Annotated in this window: 15 protein-coding genes; 10 read left to right on the top strand and 5 right to left on the bottom strand. The window is 66.4% G+C overall.

Features of this window, described 5'->3' with window-relative positions; all coding sequences use genetic code 11:
• Positions 1 to 322: 322 nt before the first annotated feature.
• Positions 323 to 856, top strand: a complete 534-nt coding sequence (locus tag Q8T13_04240) for a hypothetical protein (protein ID MDP3716960.1) — start codon at positions 323 to 325, stop codon at positions 854 to 856.
• Positions 857 to 1148: 292 nt separating this feature from the next.
• On the opposite strand, the gene Q8T13_04235 is transcribed toward Q8T13_04240, so the two are convergent.
• From Q8T13_04235 to Q8T13_04220, 4 genes are all read right to left on the bottom strand, one after another.
• The gene (locus tag Q8T13_04235) at positions 1149 to 1787 is read right to left on the bottom strand and encodes an LON peptidase substrate-binding domain-containing protein (protein MDP3716959.1); all 639 of its coding nucleotides are present in this window, start codon (positions 1785 to 1787) and stop codon (positions 1149 to 1151) included.
• A gap of 64 nt (positions 1788 to 1851) precedes the next feature.
• Positions 1852 to 3150, bottom strand: coding sequence for a hypothetical protein (locus Q8T13_04230; protein MDP3716958.1), 1299 nt, complete (start codon positions 3148 to 3150; stop codon positions 1852 to 1854).
• Between the two features lie 65 nt (positions 3151 to 3215).
• Positions 3216 to 4739 carry a magnesium chelatase gene (locus tag Q8T13_04225; GenBank protein MDP3716957.1) on the bottom strand — a complete coding sequence of 508 codons (1524 nt, stop codon included), beginning with the start codon at positions 4737 to 4739 and terminating at the stop codon, positions 3216 to 3218.
• 7 nt (positions 4740 to 4746) lie between these two features.
• Entirely contained in the window at positions 4747 to 5550 is an 804-nt protein-coding gene (locus tag Q8T13_04220) for a hypothetical protein (protein ID MDP3716956.1), read from the bottom strand.
• Between the two features lie 68 nt (positions 5551 to 5618).
• Between Q8T13_04220 and Q8T13_04215 the strand changes: the two genes are divergently transcribed.
• The 5 genes from Q8T13_04215 (at position 5619) to Q8T13_04195 (ending at position 11466) form a co-directional block, all read left to right on the top strand.
• A complete protein-coding gene (locus Q8T13_04215; protein MDP3716955.1) occupies positions 5619 to 6428 on the top strand; it encodes a glycerophosphodiester phosphodiesterase in 810 nt (269 codons plus the stop codon).
• A 2-nt stretch (positions 6429 to 6430) separates the two neighbouring features.
• Positions 6431 to 7387 (top strand): threonine dehydratase, encoded by a 957-nt coding sequence (locus Q8T13_04210; protein ID MDP3716954.1) that lies wholly within the window; start codon positions 6431 to 6433, stop codon positions 7385 to 7387.
• Positions 7384 to 8325 carry a DUF2157 domain-containing protein gene (locus Q8T13_04205; protein ID MDP3716953.1) on the top strand — a complete coding sequence of 314 codons (942 nt, stop codon included), beginning with the start codon at positions 7384 to 7386 and terminating at the stop codon, positions 8323 to 8325. Before Q8T13_04210 ends, Q8T13_04205 begins: the two co-directional genes overlap by 4 nt.
• Positions 8322 to 9485 carry a hypothetical protein gene (locus Q8T13_04200; protein ID MDP3716952.1) on the top strand — a complete coding sequence of 388 codons (1164 nt, stop codon included), beginning with the start codon at positions 8322 to 8324 and terminating at the stop codon, positions 9483 to 9485. The genes Q8T13_04205 and Q8T13_04200 overlap by 4 nt, the downstream gene beginning before the upstream one ends.
• A gap of 73 nt (positions 9486 to 9558) precedes the next feature.
• Positions 9559 to 11466, top strand: coding sequence for a PAS domain-containing protein (locus Q8T13_04195; GenBank protein ID MDP3716951.1), 1908 nt, complete (start codon positions 9559 to 9561; stop codon positions 11464 to 11466).
• A 31-nt stretch (positions 11467 to 11497) separates the two neighbouring features.
• Here the strand turns inward: Q8T13_04195 and Q8T13_04190 are convergent, their stop codons facing one another.
• The gene (locus Q8T13_04190; protein ID MDP3716950.1) at positions 11498 to 12226 is read right to left on the bottom strand and encodes a uracil-DNA glycosylase; all 729 of its coding nucleotides are present in this window, start codon (positions 12224 to 12226) and stop codon (positions 11498 to 11500) included.
• A 133-nt stretch (positions 12227 to 12359) separates the two neighbouring features.
• On the opposite strand from Q8T13_04190, the gene aceE reads away from it, so the two are divergent.
• The 4 genes from aceE to Q8T13_04170 all read left to right on the top strand — a co-directional run bounded on the left by aceE (position 12360) and on the right by Q8T13_04170 (position 20483).
• On the top strand, positions 12360 to 15038 hold the full coding sequence (gene aceE / locus Q8T13_04185; GenBank protein MDP3716949.1) for a pyruvate dehydrogenase (acetyl-transferring), homodimeric type: 2679 nt from the start codon (positions 12360 to 12362) through the stop codon (positions 15036 to 15038).
• A 2-nt stretch (positions 15039 to 15040) separates the two neighbouring features.
• A complete protein-coding gene (locus tag Q8T13_04180) occupies positions 15041 to 16402 on the top strand; it encodes a 2-oxo acid dehydrogenase subunit E2 (protein ID MDP3716948.1) in 1362 nt (453 codons plus the stop codon).
• A gap of 128 nt (positions 16403 to 16530) precedes the next feature.
• On the top strand, positions 16531 to 17940 hold the full coding sequence (gene lpdA / locus Q8T13_04175; GenBank protein ID MDP3716947.1) for a dihydrolipoyl dehydrogenase: 1410 nt from the start codon (positions 16531 to 16533) through the stop codon (positions 17938 to 17940).
• A 65-nt stretch (positions 17941 to 18005) separates the two neighbouring features.
• Positions 18006 to 20483: a DUF1592 domain-containing protein gene (locus Q8T13_04170; protein ID MDP3716946.1), complete on the top strand. Its 2478-nt coding sequence runs from the start codon at positions 18006 to 18008 to the stop codon at positions 20481 to 20483.
• The last annotated feature ends 2 nt before the right edge of the window (positions 20484 to 20485 follow it).

Raw genomic sequence — 20485 nt, 5'->3', positions numbered from 1 at the left:
TAAGCGCCGATTACACCTCAAAGTACCCCAAGAGCCAGATGGTCCCAATGCCTGGAGTCCTCATGCCTCCAGTTGATTGGGTAAACGGCCGTCTCACGCAGATGAGAGAGGTGTTTCGAGTCGAATTCACCGACAATCAGACTGATTTCGTGTTGCATCACGTGTCTCGGGACTAGCGGTTTCACGCGATCAGTTCTGTTCGCAACGAACGGCCTAACCAACCGCTGCAGCCGACGAGCGGCGGATGGTTTAGAGTCCTTCGCATGACCGCGCCATGCCGCTCGCGGCTGAGCGGCAGGCGTTAAGTTGCAGAACGCCCTTGATGCTCAAGGTCATGTTCGATACGAACGTGTTCAATCGCATTCTCGATGGCATCGTGCCGGTTCAGGCGTTGGCTGGGCATGTTGAGGTCTTCGCAACCCACATTCAACTCGACGAACCCCAACGAACCAAGGATCAAGAGCGGCGCGCCGCTCTTAGCGCAATCTTCGCGGCTGTGATCACGGAGGCAGTGCCAACCGGTTCCTTTGTTCTTGACGTATCTCGTCTTGGCCATGCTCGGCTCGGCGGCGAGCGTTTCGTCCCAACGGCTTCAGCTGTGTTTGGGATCTCGAACTTTGGTCAAGCGAGCTATTCGTCGAACGACAACCTGTACGCCGCCCTCAAGACACGCCTTGATTTCCTAAACGGGGCTAAGCCAAATAACGTACAAGACGCCCTGATCGGCGAAACGTCAATAAAAGCCGGGCACGTCCTCGTGACGGACGACACGCACCTCACTGTGGTCGCGAAGGAGTATGGCGGACAGTGCGTTTCGGTGGGCGAGCTGTGGGCGCGATGCGGGGCTGCAACCTAACAGCTGCTGCAGCCGACGAGGGAACATCCCGGCGCGCGCCGGTGTTGAGGCGGCAGCGTTAGCCAGCCCGACAGGCACAGGCCGTCCGCCATCAGGTGGAGCCCGAACGCAAGTCGGCGCCCCTCGACTCCGCTCGGGGCGACCTGAGCATGTCGAAGGTCGGGAGTCGGGGCGACCGATTTCTGTTTGGACAGAGGGAATCAACAGCGCCCCGACGGGCAGGTTAGTTACAGACAACTCGCTGTGGAGCGTGAAGCTGCCCAGGCAACCCCAAGAAGGGGTCGCCTCCACCTCAGTGAACTAAGCCGGCGTCGCCGGCGGAGTTCTTCAGCAGCGCCTTCATCTCCAGCAACTCGATCATCGACCGGCAGCGGGCGAGCGGGCCCAGGCGCTCAAGGAGTGCCTGCTTCTCCATCGGATCGAAATCCAGGTACTGCGCCAGCGCGTTAATCAGGTCATCGTCTGGCATGTTCTGCGGCAGGCGACTCTCCATGGTCCCCTCGAACAGCGGCTCCAGCAGCCCTTCGAGCTTGCGGCGGGCCTCGCGCAGGGGGTCGCGGTCGGCCTTGGGGACGGTCTCGTCGATCGGGGTGATGAAGGCGCTGCGGTACAGCCGGCCTACTGCCGGGTCTTCCTCACCCAGGATCGTGAACTTCTCCAGCCCACGCAGCACCAGGTTGAACCGGCCATCGTCCAGCTTCTCGGCGTGCGTGATCAGCCCGGTGCAGCCAGTGCCGTAGACCGGTGGCCGGCCCTCGTAGTCGGCGTCGTTGCCCGGACGTAGCAACACCATGCCGATCAGCCGATCGCCGGCCAGCGCGTCGGCGGTCATCTGGCGGTAACGCGGCTCGAAGATGTGCAGGGGCAGAAAGACGTTCGGGAACAGAACGACCGTCGGCAACGGAAAGATCGGCAGCGATGATGGAAACATAGGTAGATGAACTCGACTCCCGACTCCCGATTCCCGACTCCCGACTCCCGACTCCCGACAAGAATCAGTGAATCGTCTTCGTCTTCTTGTCCATGTAATCCATCAGGACGTATTCGCCGAGGGTGTAGGGCGTCGTGAAGTAGGCCTTGCCGCGGCACATATGCGCGACCCGGCGGACAAACGCCACCAGGTCGTAGTCGCGCGCCAGCATGAAGGTGTTGATCATGATGCCGGCCTTGGCGCACGCCGAGACCTCCGACAGCGTCTCGCCGATCACGAACGGGTCGAGGCCGAACGGGTTCTTGTAGATCAGGCCGTCGGGCTGCGTCAATGCCGACGGCTTGCCGTCGGTGATCATGATGATCTGCCGCATGTCCTTGCGCTGGCGCTCGAGGATGCGGCGGGCCACGCGCAGGCCCTCGCGGGTGTTGGTGTAATACGGCCCGACCCGCACGCGGCCGAGCTCGCGTAGCGGGATCTCCTCGGCGCTGTCGTGGAACAGCACCGCGTGCAGGGTGTCGCCGGGATACTGCGTGCGAATGAGATGCGACAGCGCCATGGCCACGCGCTTGGCCGGCGTGAAGCGATCCTCGCCGTAGAGGATCATGCTGTGGCTGCAGTCGAGCATCAGCACCGTGGCGCAGGAGCTTTGGTACTCGCCCTGCGCGACCATCAGGTCCGAGTAGTCGATATCGATCCCCGATGCCAGAGGGGCCGGGGCTTCAGCCCCGGCCGAGCCGGTCGATTCAGACGCGCGCTGGACGGCGTTGAGGATCGTCGCCGTGGCGTCGATGTTCATGACATCGCCAAATTCATACGGCTTTGGCGCCCCGCTGGTCTCGATGCCGGTGGAGAGATCCCGCGTGTCGTGGCGGCCGGTGCTGCTGTGGCCGGACGAGCCGAGCAGATCGCGCAACGCGCGATAGCCGAGAAAATCCAGCGCCTTGTCGGTGACCTCGAACTTCACCTCGCCGGGCTCGCCCTCGCCGGGGCCGCCGCCCTGGGCCCGCCGCGCCTTCTCGGGATCCAGGTCGGGCGGGGTGGTGATGTAGCCCGACTCTTTCATGCGCTCGATGATCTCCTGGATCAGTTGCTCGAGCTGTTCGCGCATCTGTTCCTGGGTACCCTCGGCTTGATCGCCGAACAGCTTCTCGAGCGTGTCCTCGGGCAGCACGCCGCCGTTGAACAGCGCCTCGAGAATCGCGTCGTGCAGTGCCTGCATGGTGCGGTCGCTATCGTCGCCGGTGTCGCGCGGGTTCCCAAACCCGCTCGACATCAGCAGGTCCGACAACTTCGACATGAGCTCGTCCATGTCGAGGTCGTCGAGCAGATTGGGGACGTACTTCGAATATTTGTATTTCATGGCCTGCAGCGACGGCTAAAGCCGTCGCTCTCCGAACGTCGGAGGGCGATGGCTTCAGCCATCGCCTAGTTGTAGTATTTCTTCTTCTTCTTTCCCGTCGGGCTGTCATCGTCCAGATCATCCGGGGTCAGCACGGGCGTTCGCGACTGCTGCTGCTGGGGACGACGGACGGGCTCGGTGGCGAAGTAGCCGCGCTCGTCGCTACGGCTGATCTTCTTCTGCGAATACATGCCTTCGAGGGCGAAGTCGATGCCGGCCGCCAGCACCGGCACCGGCGCATCGGGCGCCGTGCCGACGAGGTGCGCCAGTTCCATCAGGCCCTGCACCTTCTTCGCCTGGGCGACCAGGTTGTCGGAAGAGGTGGTGTCCGAGAGGCTGAGCGCACCGCCGAGGTCGAACCACTCGATCACGGGCTTGAGGTCGCGGTCGCGGACGTAGCCGTCGAACACCTGCGACACCGCCGACCGCACCAGGTCGCGCGCCACCTGGTCGGCGCCCTTCAGTTCGCCCTCGTACTCCAGTTCGAACTTGCCGGTCATCGACGGCAGCGCGGCGTAGATGTCGGTGACGCGGGCCACGGTCGGCGTGTCACCGGTGGCGAGGGCGCGCCGCTCGGCGTTCGAGACCGTGGTCTCGAGCACGCTGATCGGCAGGCGCTGGCTGACCCCCGAGCGCTTGTCGACCTTGCGCTCGCCGCGCGCCTGGAACGCGACCTCTTCGACCACCTCGCGCACGAACCGCGGCACCTCGATGGCCCCGCCGCGCTCGGTCCACGCCTCCTGCGACGTAATCTCGATCGCGTCCACGCGGTTCTGCATGTAGTGGGTGCGGATCTCGGCACCAATGCGGTCCTTGAGCGGCGTGATGATCTTGCCGCGCGCCGTATAGTCCTCGGGATTGGCGGTAAACGCGATCAGCAGGTCGAGCGGCAGGCGAATGGGGTAGCCCTTGATCTGAACGTCGCCCTCCTGCAGGATGTTGAACAGGCCCACCTGGATCTTGCCCGCCAGGTCGGGTAGCTCGTTGATGGCAAAAATGCCGCGGTTGGCCCTCGGCAGCAGTCCGAAATGCATCGACAGCTCGCTGCCCAGTTGCAGGCCGCCTTTCGCCGCCTTGATCGGATCGATGTCGCCGATCATGTCGGCAATGGTCACGTCGGGCGTCGCCAGCTTCTCCACGTAGCGCGTGTCGCGGTGCATCCAGCGGATGGGCATGTCGTCGCCCTCGGCCTTGACCTTGGCATGGCCGTACGCCGACAGCGGCGCGATCGGGTCGTCGTTGATTTCGCTGCCAGGCACCGCCGGCAGCCACTCGTCGAGCAGCGTCGTCAGGGCGCGCAGGATCCGGGTTTTCGCCTGGCCGCGCAGGCCCAGCAGAATGAAATGGTGCTTCGCCAACACCGCGTTGACGAGCTGGGGCACGACCGTCTCGTCGTAGCCGATGATGCCGGGGAAGAGCGTCTCCTTGCGGCGCAGCCGCTCGGCGAGGTTCTCGCGGACCTCGTCGCGCACGGGACGCCGGCGCACCTCTCCCCGGGCGATGGCGGCCTTCAGTTGTCCAAGAGTGTCGATGCGTGGCGGAGAGGGCATGTCGCCATTATGACTCGTTCGGCGGGGGTAACGGTTCAGCCACCGGGCCGCGCCGCCGCGGCGGGTACGGCCGCAGCGGTGGCATGTCATAGGGCACGCCTTTTCGCAGCACCTCGAGGGTCTGCAGCACGGTCAACGGATAGATCGTGCGGAGGCCGTTCGGCGTGGGCCGGTCAAACGACTGGCCCAGCGTAAACCAGCCCTCGTCGGTAATGACAAATGTGCCCGGGGTCCAGCCGGCCTTGCGGCGCGCCGCCACGATCACGAAGTCGGCACCGGGTAAATCGGCCCAGGCGGCGGGGTAGCGGCGATCCGGCTCGTCCGCGCCCTCGGCCGCCAGGCGCTCGCGTTCGGCCGTGCGCGTGACGGCCGTGCCGCGGAGGCGGCGGATCAGGCTGTCGATAGCCGTGAGAATCGGGTCCCCGAATGGTTCGTCGATCCAGCCGGACACGGCGCGCGCCAGTCCACTGCCGACCAGGTAGATTGAGAACAGCCCGAGCGGCGTGAAGAACGCGAAGGCAACCGGGGCCACCATCCACACCGTCGACGGCACGGCGCTCACGGCCGCGGTTTCCGGAAGTCCACCCGTGATCTGCTGTTGAGCCACCGCGATTATCGACCCGGCCGCCGATCCGCGCATGCGCTCTAGATAGTCGAAGAATCCGCGGATGCCGAGGGCGGCGCCCGCGACACTGGTGAGGACTCCCGCGACCGGCGCCATCACGTGCAGGGGCAGCTGATCGAACGCGCGCCAGTGCCGTCGGGGCAGTAGCGACACGGCCAGGGCGCCGAGCGTGTCGAACATCCGCATGGCGCGAGTATACGCAGGCCTGGCGACAACCCTTTTAGGTTTGTCGCACCCCATGCGAACATACCCCGGTGCGCGTGCCCGTGTTCCGGTCGCCTCGTCCCCTGGTGTTCGCGCACCGCGGCGGCGCGCGGCTGGCTCCCGAAAACACCATGGCTGCGCTCGACCACGGCCTGGCTCTCGGCGCCGATGGCCTGGAACTCGATGTCCAGCTGTCGGCTGACGGCGTGCCCGTCGTCATTCACGACAAGACGCTCGATCGCACGACCGACCACGTGGGGCCGGTCCGCAACTTCACGGCCGACGACCTGGCGCGCGTCGATGCGGGCTACCGCTTCGAGCGCGAGGGCACGCACCCGTTCCGCGGCCAGGATCACGGCGTCCCGACGCTGGCGGCCGTGCTGGCGCGCCATCGCGAGGCCCGGGTGATCATCGAGATGAAGGGGGGCGAGCCGGAGCTGGCCCGCGCGGTCGCGCGTGACGTGCGCGCGGCCGGCGCGGTCGAGCGGGTCTGCGTCGGCTCCTTCCACCAGCGCTCGATCGTGACGCTGCGCGAAGAGGCTCCCGAGATCGTGACCAGCGCGTCGCAGCCCGAGGCCCGCTGGGCGCTCCATCGGTCGTGGGTGCGCTGGCCGTGGATCGGGCCGCGGCCCTACGTCGCGTTCCAGGTGCCCGAGCGCGCCGGCCGCCTGCGCGTGGTGACGCCGGCGTTCATCGACCAGGTGCACGCCGAAGGCCAGGTGATCCAGGTGTGGGTCGTCAACGAGGAAGCCGACATCATCCGCCTGCTCGAGTGGGGCGTCGACGGCGTGATCTCTGATCGGCCCGACATCGCCGTCAAGGTAATGGCCGCGTGGTATAACGAGCGCCAACCTGAATGAACATGACGCCGCCGACCCTCAACGACATCTACGCCGCTCGCGAGCGGATTCGGCCGCACCTGGGTCCGTCGCCGCTGCTGAAGCATCCGTTGCTCGACCAGGCGACCGGCCTGTCGGTCTGGGTGAAGCACGAGAACCACAATCCGACCGGCGCCTTCAAGGTGCGCGGCGGCCTCAACCTGGTCGGGTCGCTCAGCAACGAAGAGAAAGCGCGTGGCATCGTGACCGCCAGCACCGGCAACCACGGCCAGTCGATCGGCCTGGCGTCACGGATCCACGGCGTCGCCTGCACGGTCTTCGTGCCGCTCGGCAACAACCCCGAGAAGAACGCCGCCATGCGCGCCTACGGCGCGACCGTCGAAGAGGTCGGCCGCGACTTTGACGAGGCCCGTGAGCAGTGCGAGCAGCGCGCGGCCGCCACCGGCGCGCGCTATGTCCACTCGGCCAACGAGCCGCTGCTGCTGGCCGGGGTCGGTACCTATGGTCTCGAGGTGTTTGAACACCTGCCTCACGTGGACGTGGTGCTGGTCGCCATCGGCGGCGGGTCAGGTGCGTGTGGCCTGATCACCGTGCGCAACGCCCTCGGCGCGAAGACGAAAATCATCGGCGTGGGGGCGGCGAATGCCGATGCGGTGGAGCGCTCGTGGCGGGGGCCGGACCGCGTGGTCGGCACCTCCGCCAATACCTTCGCCGAGGGCATGGCCACGCGCGTGACCTTCGACCTGACCTTCGGCATCCTGAAACAGCACCTGGACGACTTCGTGTCGCTGACCGAAGAGGAACTGGCCGACGGGGTGCGCCTGGCGCTGCGGACGACGCACAACCTGGCCGAGGGCGCCGGGTCGGCGTCGCTAGCCGCCGCGATGAAGCTGAAAGACCGGCTTGCGGGCAAGCGCGTGGTCTGCATCATGAGCGGTGGCAACCTGGACCAGGTCAAGCTGAAGTGGGTCCTCGGGTGACCACGCTCGAACGGCTCGAGGAGTGGAGGGCCGTGGGCACCATCACCCCGGCGCAGCACGACACGCTCGCCGCCCTGGTCCGCCGGGAGCGCGTCTCGGTCTATGTCGAGTTGAGCGCGCTGCTGTACATCGGCGTGCTGGCGTTCGTCGGCGGGCTCGGCTGGACGATGCGTGCGTATGTGGCCAATCTCGGTGATGCCGCGATCCTGTCGCTGCTGACCCTGATCGTCGCGGCCGCATTCTCGTACTGCTTTGCGAAGGCCGCGCCGTACGCCAACACCGAGGTCGAGTCGCCCCACCTGTCGCTCGACTATGTGCTGTACCTCGGCTGCCTCGTGTTATCCGCCGAGATCGGCTTCATCGAATACCGGTTCCAGATTTTCGCCAACTGGCATCACCACCTGCTGATCGTCAGCGTGCTCTTTGGCGGGCTGGCCTACCGCTTCGACAACCGGTTCGTGTTGTCGTTGGCGCTCTCGTCACTGGCCGGCTGGCTGGGCATTCGCGTGTCCGGGCTGGACGTGGTGGCCGCCGACCCGCTGCGGGCAACCGCCTTGATCTATGGCGCGTTCGTCGCCGGCATCGGCACGTGGCTCTACCGGCAGGGCGTCAAGGCGCACTTCCTGGATGTCTACCTCCACCTGGCGGCCAACGTGGTGTTGGCGGCGATGGCGTCGGGGATTGGCGAACCCGGAATTGGCCTGGCGTATCTCGGCGCGTTGCTGGCCCTGTGCTCGGCTGCGATTCTGCTCGGGATTCGTCACCGGAAGTTTGCGTTCGTCACTTACGGCATCCTCTACGGCTACGGCGCGATCAGCTTCAAGCTGCTCGACGTGCTCGGCGGGCCGACGGCGATCTTCTTCTACGGCCTGGTCACCGGCACGCTGGTGTTGATTGCACTGGTGGCGCTGGCCCGCCACGTCGGACGGGACGAATGAGCGCCTACGACCTGGACGATGAGCGCGCGATTCGCACCGGCCGGCTGGTGGAAGACTGGACCAAGTCGGGCCTGCTCAATCAGGAACAGCGCGACATCCTGATCCCGCAAATGGCGGTGGACTTGCGGCGCACCAACAAGTTCCTGCGCATTACGCTGTTCGTGTTCGGCGGCATCATCCTGCAGTCGGCCCTGGGCCTGTTCGCCGTGGCGCTGTTCGACGTGTCCAACGCCGCGGGCGCCGGTGTGCTGTGCCTGGTCGTCGGCGCCGGTTGTTTCTGGCTGGCGTCACACCTGGTCAGCCGCTACCACCTGTATCGCTTCGGCGTGGAAGAAGCAGCCGCGCTCAGCGCCGCCGGCCTGGTGGCGGCGGGGGCGGCGCTCCTGATCACAGATGTGGGCGTCGGCGACTGGCCGCTCGTCATCGGGCTGGCGACCGCCGCCGCCATGCTGTTCGTGCTGTTTCGCCACTTCGGCTATGTCTACGCAGCGGTGTTCGCCCTGGTGGCTGCCGCGGCGTTGCCGTTTCAACTCGGGTCGTCCGAGCCCATCGAGCGACTGCTCGCCGTCGTCATCCTCGCCGCCGCCGCGGCCGCGGCGCGGGCGGCGCGCGCGGAACACGGCGACGAGTACCCCGGCGACGGCCTCATGGTGATCGAGGCGGCAGCCTGGCTGGGCATCTACGTGCTTGTCAACCTCGTGTTGTCGAGCGGCGTTTCGCGCGTCGACCGCGGCTCGGTCGTCCACTGGATCACCTACGCTGCCATCTGGGTGTTGCCCGCGATCGTGTTGTGGCTGGCCATCCGCGGACGGGAACGGCCGCTGCTGTGGAGTGGCGTGGCGATGGCGCTCGGGACCTTGCTGTCGAACAAGGAGTATCTCGGCAGTCGACGGCACGAGTGGGATCCCATGGTGTTCGGCCTGCTGTTGATGGCGATTGCGGTGGGGGTGCGGCGCTGGCTCGCGGCCGGCGAGGACGGCCGGCGTCGCGGCTACACGGCATCGCGCCTGGTGGCCTCTGACCGCGATCTGACCGGCCACCTCGCCCTGGTGTCGGCGGCCCAGGTCGAAGTCCCCGTGACGGCATCGACGCCCACGCCCGATCCGTCGATCGGCGGCGGCGGCCGTTCGGGCGGCGCCGGCGCCGGCGGCACGTTCTGAAGCAGGCGCCTCGTACCGGCGGTCGCGGACACGCGTAGCAGCTGTCGTGCTGGCGCTATATAGTGTTCACCGGATGTGGGGTCGATGGGCGGGACCGCTGGTGGCCGCGGCGATGACGCTGGCGGCGCTTGGGTATGGCTACTACGGTACCGAGTCCAGGCAGATCCGCCGGGAGCGCTACCAGGCGATCGCCGCCATTGGCGCGCTCAAGGCCGACCAGTTGGACCTGTGGCGGCAGGCGCGCCTCGATCACGCGGCGGCCCTGTCGCGGGCGCCCACGGTCAGCCGTGAACTCGCGGCCCACCAAAGTGACCCCGCCGCCGACCTGACGAATGCCCGAGCCGTGCTCGACACCGGCGTTCGGACCTATGGCTATGCCGGCGCGTTCGTGATCACCCCCGCCGGGCAGGGCCTGCTCGCAACCGGCGGCCAGGCGGCTTCACTTCCCGAGCGATCGCCGGCCGTGATCGCTGCGCTCTCCGGCAACGACCCCGTCATGGGCGAGTTCTTCCGCGGCGGCGATGGCCGGGTCTACGTCGACACGGCTGCGGCCGTGCGAGACCCGCTCGGCCAACCGATCGCCGTGGTCGTGCTCCGCACCGACGCGCAGAAGCTGCTGTTCCCGATGCTGCAGACCTGGCCGACCCCCAGTCCAACCGCGGAGACCATGCTGGTGCGGCGGGACGGCGACGAGGTGATGTTTCTCAACGAGATGCGCCATCAACACGGCACGGCGCTGACGATTCGCCAATCGATGGGCGAGCCGGAGGCGGTCTCGGTCATGGCCGTTCTCGGCACCGAAGGCCCCACCGAGGGCACCGATTATCGCGGCGTCGCGGTGCTGGCCGACTTGCGGCCGGTGGCGAACACCGACTGGTTCCTGGTCGCCAAGCTCGATGCCGACGAAGTGTGGGCCGAGGCCCGCTATCGCGCCGGCGTGGCCGTGATCCTGATCACGTTGATGATCCTCGTCGGGGCGGGCGGCGTGGCGGCGTTCTATCGGAAGCGGCAGGCCACCCAGTTCAAGGGGCTCTACGAGTCGATGCGCGAGAACGAACAGTTGCTGAGCGAGGCCGAAGCAGTGGGGCAACTGGGCAGCTTCGTCTTCGATATCCCGGGTGACACATTCACGAGCTCGGTGAATCTCGATCGTGTGCTCGGTATTGGCCCAGATCACCCGCGGACCGGCGCCGGGTGGCGCGAGGTAGTCCACCCGTCCGACCGTGACGAACTCGACGCCGCTTTCGAGCGCGCGGTGGCCACGCGCGGCCACTTCGAGCATCAGTACCGGATCGTCCACCCCGACAAGTCAGAGCGCTGGGTGCACAGCCGCGCTCGCATTGACTACGCGCCGAGCGGCAAGCCGCAGCGCATGGTCGGCATCATCCAGGACATCAGCGGCGCCCGGGCCGTGGAAGCGAACCGCCTGGCCGAAGATCAGCGCTACCAGCGCCAGCGCAATGCCCTGATTCAGCTGGCCAGCAACGCGCTGCCCAACGACGACGAGTCGCTGGCCGAGGCGTTCCATCGCATCACCGAGGTCGCCGTGCGCACGCTCGAAGTGGAGCGCGTCAGCATCTGGCGCTACAACGACCAGCGCACCGGCATTCGGTGCCTCGACTTGTACGAGCGGACTGAAGATCGTCACTCGTCCGGCAGCGAGATTTCCGCCGCCGACAACCCGCCGTACTTCCAGGCGCTGCTCGAGGCCGACGTGCTGGCGGCCGACGATGCCCACCGTGATCCGCGGACCCGGCAGTTCGCGGAAGGCTACCTGACGCACCTCGGCGTGACTTCGATGATGGATTCCGTGATCCGGGTGGGCGGCGGGGTCGTGGGCGTGCTGTGCTGCGAGCACACCGGCCGCGTGCGTCGCTGGTCTCACGACGAGCAGACGTTCGCCGTCGCGCTGGCCAACCTCGTGGCCATGTCGCTCACCGGCTTCGAGGGTCACCGCCCGCCGACGGCACCGCCGCGCTAACGGCTCGCCCTGGGTGATCACGCGGAGAATTCTACCGGAGCGCGCCCTTGACCCGCCGCAGCACCGCGTCGTACATCGCCGGCGTTACCGTCCCCGTGTTCGTGTTTTGTCGAGACGGGTGGTACATCCCAACCAGAGTGCTTGGGTGCTGAGGTGCTCGGGTGCTGACGTGCGCGATCGCGCCGTGCGAGAAGACCGGACGCGGGCGGGGGAGTGTGACGCTCTGCTGGACCAACACCTTCAACCACGCATCCCAGGCGATCTTGCCGAGGGCCACGACGAGTTGCAGGCGCGGCAGGGCGGCCACCTCGTTCACGAGATGCACGAGGCAGCGATCGACCTCCTCGGGCAGCGGCTTGTTCGCGGGCGGCGCGCAGCGGACGGCCGCCGCGATGTAGGCATCCCTCAACTCGAGCCCATCGTCGGCGCGCTGGGACGTGGCGCGGTTGGCGAAGCCGGCGCGCTTGAGGGCGGCCATCAGGAAGTCGCCGGAGCCGCCGGTGCCGTCGCCGGTAAAGACCCGGCCGGTGCGGTTGGCGCCGTGGGCGGCTGGCGCCAGGCCCAGAAAGAGGACCCGGGCGTCAGGGTCGCCGAACCCCGGCACGGGCCGGGCCCAATAATGGTCCTGGCGATAGGCGGCCCGTTTTACCCGGCCCACCTCCTGGCAGTAGTCGCGCAGGCGGGGGCAACGGTTGCAGCTAACGATGGCGGTCTGAACGGCCGAGAGAACAAGGGGACGATTAGCGCGAGAAGGGCTCATGTGTAGGCGTTGCAACATGTTACAAGCCGTTCGCCCCGGTCCGCCGCTTTCATTTGCCCCCCAAGCCCGGTAAAATGGTCCGGTTGTCCAAACGACGAGAAGTTCGCTCCTATCAGGAAGGTAATAGTCGGCCATGAGAAACACCGCCCCTACCGATGCCGCCCAGCTCGAAGCCCTCGAAACCCGGGAGTGGCTCGATTCGCTGGACGACGTGATGAAGCACGGCGGGCCCGCGCGCGTGGGCAGCCTGCTTCGCGAACTCGGCATCCACGCCCAGAAGTCGGGTGTTCGCCTCCCGTTCACGGCCAACACGCCGTACATCAACACCATCAACGCCGACGAGCAGGTGCCGTATCCGGGTAGCCGCGAGATCGAGCGCCGCATCAAGAGCCTGGTGCGCTGGAACGCCATGGCCATGGTCGTGCGCGCCAATCGCGTGGAAGACGGCATTGGCGGCCACATCTCGACCTTCGCCTCGTCTGCGACCCTGTACGAGGTGGCCTATAACCACTTCTTCCGCGGCCGCGAAAACGGCAACGAAGGCGACGTCGTGTTCTTCCAGGGTCACGGCTCGCCTGGCATCTACGCGCGCGCGTTCCTCGAAGGGCGGCTGTCGAACGAGCAGCTGGTGAACTTCCGCCGCGAGTTTGCGAAGGGTGGCGGCCTGTCGTCGTACCCGCACCCGTGGCTGATGCCGGACTTCTGGGAATTCCCGACGGTGTCGATGGGCCTCGGCCCGATCATGGCCATCTACCAGGCGCGCTTCAATCGCTACCTGGAAGATCGCGGTTTGAAGCCGAAGACGGATGCCAAGGTGTGGGCGTTCCTGGGCGATGGTGAAACCGACGAGCCCGAATCGCTCGGTGCCATCACGCTCGCATCGCGCGAGAAACTCGACAACCTGATCTTCGTCGTCAACTGCAACCTGCAGCGCCTCGACGGCCCGGTGCGCGGCAACGGCCAGATCATCCAGGAACTCGAAGCCATCTTCCGTGGCGCGGGCTGGAACGTGATCAAGTGCATCTGGGGCTCGGAGTGGGATGCCCTGCTCGAGAAGGACACCGACAACCTGCTCGTGAAGCGCATGGGCGAGATCGTTGACGGCGAGTACCAGAAGTACGCCGTCGAATCGGGCGCCTACGTGCGCAAGAACTTCTGGGGCACCGACCCGCGGCTGCTCGACATGGTCAAGCACCTGTCGGACGAGCAGCTCAAGAAGCTCACGCTCGGCGGCCACGATCCCGAGAAGGTCTTCAACGCCTTCAAGCGCGCCACCGAAACCAAGGGCATGCCCACGCTCGTGCTCGCCCGCACCATCAAGGGCTACGGCGTCGGCGAGTCGGGTGAAGGCAAGAACGTCACCCACCAGCAGAAGAAGCTCAACGACGACGAGGTCAAGGCCTTCCGCACGCGCTTCGGCATTCCGATCTCGGACGAAGACGTCAAGGACGCGCCGTTCTACCGGCCGGCCGAAGACAGCGTCGAGATGAAGTACATCCAGGAACGCCGCAAGGCGCTGCACGGCTCGGTGCCGAGGCGCGTCGTCCGCGTCGAGCCGATCAAGGCCGAGTTCGGCGACACCTTCGACGAGTTCCACAAGGGCACCGGCGACCGCACCGCGTCGACGACGATGGTGTTCGTGAAGATGCTGTCGAAGCTGCTGAAGGACGAGCAGATCGGCAAGCAGGTGGTGCCGATCGTCCCAGACGAGGCGCGCACCTTCGGCATGGAGGCGCTGTTTCGCCAGGTCGGCATCTACGCGCACGCCGGCCAGCTCTACGAACCGGTCGATCGCGACACGCTGCTGTACTACAAGGAAGCGACCGACGGCCAGATTCTCGAAGAGGGCATCAACGAGGCCGGCGCGATGTCGTCGTTCATCGCCGCGGGCACGGCCTACGCCACCCATGGGATCAACATGATCCCGTTCTTCATCTTCTACTCGATGTTCGGCTTCCAGCGCGTCGGCGACCTGATCTGGGCCGGCGCCGACATGCGGATGAAGGGCTTCGTGGTGGGCGGCACCGCCGGCCGCACGACGCTCAACGGTGAAGGCCTGCAGCACGAAGACGGCCAGAGCCACGTGCTGGCCATGCCGGTGCCGACCTGCCAGTCCTACGATCCGTCGTTTGCGTATGAGCTCGCGGTGATCATCGAGGACGGCATCAAGCGCATGTATCAGGATCAGGAAGACATCTTCTACTACCTGACCGTGATGAACGAGCAGTACCAGCACCCGGTGATGCCGGACGGCGTGAAGGACGGCATCCTCAAGGGGATGTACGTCTGCAAGCCGACCAGCAAGCCGAAGGCCAAGCTGCGCGCCCAGTTGTTCGGCAGCGGCACCATCCTGCTGCAGGCGCTCGAGGCGCAGAAGATCCTCGAGGAGAAGTACCACATCGGCGCCGACGTGTGGAGCGTCACGAGCTACGTGAACCTCTATCGCGACGGCCACGCCTGCGACCGCTGGAACCGCCTGCACCCGACCGAGGCGCCGCGGGTGCCGTACGTCACCCAGGTGACCAAGGACGCGCCGGGCGTGTTCGTGGCGGCGTCGGATTACCTCAAGACGCTGCCGGATGCGATTGACCGCTGGTTGCCGCGTCCGCTGCAGTCGCTCGGCACCGATGGCTTCGGCCGCAGTGACACGCGCGCGGCGCTGCGCGACTTCTTCGAGGTGGACGCCCGCTTCATCGTGCTCGCAACCCTGCACGCGCTGATGCAGGACAAGCAGATTGAGCCCAAGGTCGTGGCTCAGGCGATTAAGGACCTCGGCATCGACGCCGAGAAGTCGAACCCGGCGGTGAGCTAAACGTGGCCGATTTCATTCTCCCGAATCTCGGTGATGGCGTCGCCCAGGGCGACGTCCTCAAGGTGTTGGTGAAGGTCGGCGACGTGGTCAAGGTGGACCAGCCGATCGTCGAACTGGAAACCGACAAGGCGACCATCGAAGTGCCGTCCGACGTGGCCGGCACGGTCAAGGAAGTCAAGGCCAAGGCCGGCGACAAGCTGAAGCCCGGCCAGGTGGTTCTCGTGTTGGAAGGGGCGGGTCAGGCGGGTGGGGCTGGTCAGACGGCTGAGGCGCCGAAGGATGACGCGCCGAAGGCGGAAGCAGCCGCACCCAAGGCACCTGAGGCACCCAAGGCCCAAGCGGCGGCCGCGGAGCGGCCGAGAGCGTCAGTCGTTGATATCGCGGCCGGGCGTCCGGCTCCGGCTCCCGCGGCGGCACCAGCACCGGCGGCGGCCTCGGTCGTCACCGCGGCACCCGCCGCACCTTCCGTGCGCCGGCTCGCGCGCGAAATTGGCGTGGACGTCAGCCAGGTCACCGGCACCGGCCCCGGCGGACGCATCACGCAGGATGACGTGAAGGAATTCGCGAAGCGGGTGATGGCCAGCTTCGGCAGCGGCGGCCAGGCCGCCGCGGCGTCGCGTCCGGCCGGCAGTGGTCCCGTGCTTCCGGATTTCTCGAAGTGGGGCGAGGTCGAGCGCAAGGCCATGTCGGGCATTCGCCGCAAGACGGCCGAGCACCTGGGCAACGCGTGGAACACCATCCCGCATGTCACGCAGTTCGACAAGGCCGACATCACCAACCTCGAGGCGATGCGCAAGAAGTATCGCGGCGAGGCCGAGAAGGCCGGCGGCAACCTGACCGTGACCGCCGTGGCCGCGAAGGTGATCGCCACCGCCCTCAAGGCGTTCCCCCAGTTCAACGCGTCGGTGGACGCGGCGGGCGAGGCGATCGTCTACAAGAAGTACATCAACGTCGGCATTGCGGTGGATACCGACAACGGCCTGCTGGTACCGGTGATCCGCAACGCCGATCAGAAGAACCTGATCCAGTTGTCGGTCGAAATCAACGTCCTGGCCGAGAAGGCCAAGGCGCGCAAGCTGACGCTCGACGAGATGTCGGGCGGGTCGATGTCGATCTCGAACCTGGGCGGCATTGGCGGCACCTCGTTCACGCCGATCGTCAACTGGCCCGAGGTCGCCATTCTCGGCATTTCGCGCGGCGCCTACGAGCCGGTGTGGAATGGCACGTCGTTCGAACCGCGGCAGATGCTGCCGTTGTCGCTCAGCTACGATCACCGGCTGATTGACGGCGCGGACGCGATCCGCTTCCTGCGCTGGGTCGTGGAAGCACTCGAGAACCCCTTTACGCTCGCGTTGCGAGGATAACGCTGCTGTGAATGCACACACGGAATCACTGAACCACTGAAACCACGCTTTACCTTCACGCTGTGGTTCCGTGATTCTGTGGTTCCCTGTGATGCATCGCGTGACCGCATGAAGAGCCCGAAACCACCATGTCAAAACATATTGCGGTAATTGGAGCGGGCCCTGGCGGGTACGCGGCGGCGTTCTATGCCGCTGACCTCGGCCTGAAGGTCACCCTGATCGACAACGAGAAGAACCCGGGTGGCGTGTGCCTGTACCGTGGCTGCATTCCGTCCAAGGCCTTGCTGCACGTCGCCAAGGTGTTGGACGAAGCGAAGCATGCCAAAGACTGGGGCATCGAGTTCGCCGCGCCCACGATCGACATCAACAAGGTTCGCGACTACAAGAACCGCGTGGTCGAGAAGCTGACCAGCGGCACCGGCCAGGTGGCCAAGTTCCGTAAGGTCAACTACATCCAGGGCTGGGCCTCGATCGTCGATCCCAAGACGATCAAGGTGAAGAAGGCCGACGGCGGGGAAGAGACCGTCAGCGTTGACTACATGATCGTGGCGACCGGCTCGACGCCCACCAAGATTCCGTCGCTGTCGATCGACTCGCCGCGCGTGCTTGATTCGACTACCGCGCTCGACCTGCCAGAGATCCCGAAGACCATGCTGGTCGTCGGCGGTGGCTATATTGGCCTCGAACTGGGGTCGGTGTACGCAGCGCTTGGGACCAAGGTGTCAGTGGTCGAGATGACCCCGGGCCTGCTGCCCGGCGCCGACCGCGACCTGGTGAAGATCCTGGCGCAGCGCATCGAGAAGATCTACGACAAGGTGATGCTCTCGACCAAGGTCACCTCGCTAAAGGCCGCGAAGGACGCGGTGACCGTGACCTTCGAGGGCGAAGGTGCGCCGCAGGAAGCGACCTACGACTACGTGTTGTTCGCGATCGGCCGGCGTCCCAACGCCACCATCGCCGGCCTCGACAAGACCAAGGTCAAGGTTGACGCCAAGGGCTTCATCGAGACCGACGGCCAGCGCCGCACCGCGGAACCGACGATTTTCGCGATCGGCGACGTGGCGGGCGAGCCGATGCTGGCGCACAAGGCGTCGCACGAAGCGCGGGTTGCCGTGGAAGCGATCGAAGGCCACAAGGCGGTCTTTGAGCCGGCCGCGATTCCCGCCGTGGTGTTCACGGATCCGGAAATTGCGTGGGCGGGCCTGACCGAAGCCGAGGCCGAAAAGCAGGGCATCAAGGTGGACGTCGCCAAGTTCCCGTGGCCGGCTTCGGGGCGCGCGATTGCCATCGATCGCACCGACGGCCTGACCAAGCTCCTGATCGATCCCGCCACCGAACGCATTCTCGGCGTCGGCATTGTCGGCTCAGGCGCCGGCGAGCTGATTGCTGAAGGGGTGCTGGCGATCGAAATGGGCGCGACCGCGTCGGACGTGAAGCTCACCATCCACGCGCATCCGACGCTGTCGGAAACGGTCATGGAAGCGGCCGAGATGTTCTTCGGCCAGGCGACGCACGTTTACAAACCCAAGCGAAAGTAGGGGCGCACTTTAGTGCGCCCCGTATTGGTGCCTTAGGCACCCCAAACGTCTTATACTTCTGCGCAGTGAAACGCGTTCTTACGGTCCCGGTACTCGTCTGCCTTGTTGCATTGCCCCTTTCGGCCCAGGCGCAGGCTCCTCCGACGCCGGCCATTGCGCCCGTGGCGTCCCACAGCCAGGCCATCGGCCCGGTCGCGCAGGCCGAATTCGTGTCGCAGTACTGCGCCACCTGTCACAGCGAACGTGGCAAGGCTGGCGGATTGTCGCTGGCCGGGTGGGACACGAAGCAGGCCGCCGTCGAGCGTGACGTTACCGAGAAGATGATCCACAAGCTGCGCGCTGGCATGATGCCGCCGGCCGGCGCGAAGCGACCCGCCCCCGCGGTGATGACGCAGTTTGTCGGCGCGCTCGAGTCGCGCATGGATGCGCTCGCCGCGGCGGATCCCAATCCCGGCTGGCGCCCATTTCAGCGGCTGAACCGCGCCGAGTATGCGCGCGAGATCAAGTTCCTGCTCGGCCTCGACGTCGACGTCACCGCGTTCCTGCCGGCCGACACGATCAGCGACGGCTTCGACAACGTCGCCGACGTGCAGACGTTCTCGCCAACGTTGATGGAAGGCTACCTGCGCGCGGCCAGTCGCATTGCCATGCTCGCGATCGGCGATCCGGAAAGCACCGCGACGCAGGCCACGTTCAAGCTGCCCAAGACCGCGTCCCAGATGGAGCGCGTCGAGGGCGCGCCGCCGGGCACGCGCGGTGGCCTCTCGGTGGAGCACGTCTTCCCGGCCGACGGCGAGTACGTGTTCAGCATGGACTTCTTCGCCGAGCCGCTCGGGTTCCTGTTCGGCAACACCGCCCCCGGCGAGCAGATCGAGGTGTCGGTCGACGGCGCCCGCGCCGCGGTGTTCGACATCAACCCGCGGATGAGCGAAGAGAAGACCGGGCTGACCATCAAGAGCGCGCCGATCAGCGTCAAGGCCGGTCCCCGTCGTGTCACCGCCGCCTTCATCCAGCGCCACGAGGGCCTGATCAACGACCTGATCGCGCCGATCGATCACACCATGGCCGACACCGAGATCGGCATCGCGTTCGGCATCACCACCTTGCCGCACCTGCGCAGCCTCAGCATCGTCGGGCCGCACACGGTGACGGGGGTGTCCGACACGCCCAGCCGCCGCGCGGTGTTCACGTGCCGGCCCACGTCGGCGGCGGACGAAGACGTGTGTGCGACGCAGGTGGTCCGCAACCTGGCGACCCAGGCATTCCGGCGGCCGGTGGCCGAGAAGGACCTGGCGCGGCTGATGTCGTTCTACGCCCGCGGCCGCAAGGACAAGAACTTCGAGTTCGGCGTCACCAAGGCGCTCGAGGCCATTCTCGCCAGCCCGCAGTTCCTGCTGCGCGTCGAAGAGCAGCCCGCCAGCCTGCCTCGCCGTAGCTCAACGAGCGAAGGCGGGACGGCTGCCAGCTACCGCCTTGCGGATTACGAACTGGCCTCGCGGCTGTCGTTCTTCCTCTGGGGCACCGGGCCCGACGCCGAGCTGTTGAAGGTCGCCGGCCGTGGCGGACTGAGCGTGCCCGGCGGCATGACCAGGCAGACGAAGCGGATGCTGGCGTCGCCGCGGGCCGATGCGCTGGCGACCCGGTTCGCGTCGCAGTGGCTGCGGCTGCAGGATCTCGAGCGCGTGATCCCCGATCCCATCCTCTACCCGTATTCCGACCAGACACTCTCGCTGGCGCTCAAGAAGGAGACCGAGCTCTTCTTCGACAGCCTGGTCCGCGAGGATCGCAGCCTGCTGGAGTTGCTGACGGCCGACTACACCTTCGTCAACGAGCGGGTCGCGCGTCACTACGGCATCCCGAACGTGACTGGCCCGGCCTTCCGCCGCGTGACGGTGCCCGACGAGCGCCGAGGCATCCTCGGCCATGGCAGCGTGCTGACGCTGACCTCGATCGCCGACCGCACCTCACCGGTGATGCGCGGCAAGTGGGTGATGGAGGTGCTGCTCGGTTCACCGCCGCCGCCACCGCCGCCCAACGTGCCGGCCCTCGAAGAAACCAAGGGCACGGCCGATACCGGCCGCGTCCTCTCCGTGCGCGAACGCATGGAGCAGCACCGCAGCAACCCGGCCTGCACCTCGTGCCACAAGGTGATCGATCCGCTGGGCCTGGCGCTGGAGCCGTTCGATGCGACCGGCAAGTGGCGGGTGAAGGATGGCGGCACTGCAGTGGATCCCTCGGGCGTGCTCTACGACGGCACCTCGATCAACGGTCCCGCCGGGCTTCGCGCCGCCTTGCTGCGTCACCAGGACGCGGTCCTCCTGAGCTTCACGCGCAGCCTGATGACCTATGCCCTCGGCCGCCGGGTCGAACCGGGTGACATGCCGGCCGTGCGCAGGATCATCCGCGCCGCCGAGGCGCAGAACTACAAGATGAGTGCCTTCATCAACGGCGTGATCCAGTCGAGCGCGTTCCAGATGGCGCGCACGCCAGCTGCCGAGACTTCAACCACGACGATGGCGCCGGCATCGGGCCGCCAGGACTAACC

The sequence above is a fragment of the Acidobacteriota bacterium genome (assembly GCA_030697165.1).
Taxonomy (GTDB): Bacteria; Acidobacteriota; Vicinamibacteria; order Vicinamibacterales; family UBA2999; genus 12-FULL-67-14b.
The sequence above is the reverse complement of the archived record's forward strand: the minus strand, read 5'-3'. Positions and strand labels throughout refer to the sequence as shown.

Excerpts from the sequence above, each read along its gene's own strand:
- Q8T13_04240 (MDP3716960.1), top strand. The coding sequence starts at position 323 with ATGCTCAAGGTCATGTTCGATACGAACGTGTTCAATCGCATTCTCGAT.
- Q8T13_04235 (MDP3716959.1), bottom strand. The coding sequence starts at position 1,787 with ATGTTTCCATCATCGCTGCCGATCTTTCCGTTGCCGACGGTCGTTCTG.
- Q8T13_04230 (MDP3716958.1), bottom strand. The coding sequence starts at position 3,150 with ATGAAATACAAATATTCGAAGTACGTCCCCAATCTGCTCGACGACCTC.
- Q8T13_04225 (MDP3716957.1), bottom strand. The coding sequence starts at position 4,739 with ATGCCCTCTCCGCCACGCATCGACACTCTTGGACAACTGAAGGCCGCC.
- Q8T13_04220 (MDP3716956.1), bottom strand. The coding sequence starts at position 5,550 with ATGCGGATGTTCGACACGCTCGGCGCCCTGGCCGTGTCGCTACTGCCC.
- Q8T13_04210 (MDP3716954.1), top strand. The coding sequence starts at position 6,431 with ATGACGCCGCCGACCCTCAACGACATCTACGCCGCTCGCGAGCGGATT.
- Q8T13_04200 (MDP3716952.1), top strand. The coding sequence starts at position 8,322 with ATGAGCGCCTACGACCTGGACGATGAGCGCGCGATTCGCACCGGCCGG.
- Q8T13_04195 (MDP3716951.1), top strand. The coding sequence starts at position 9,559 with ATGTGGGGTCGATGGGCGGGACCGCTGGTGGCCGCGGCGATGACGCTG.
- Q8T13_04190 (MDP3716950.1), bottom strand. The coding sequence starts at position 12,226 with ATGAGCCCTTCTCGCGCTAATCGTCCCCTTGTTCTCTCGGCCGTTCAG.
- aceE (MDP3716949.1), top strand. The coding sequence starts at position 12,360 with ATGAGAAACACCGCCCCTACCGATGCCGCCCAGCTCGAAGCCCTCGAA.
- lpdA (MDP3716947.1), top strand. The coding sequence starts at position 16,531 with ATGTCAAAACATATTGCGGTAATTGGAGCGGGCCCTGGCGGGTACGCG.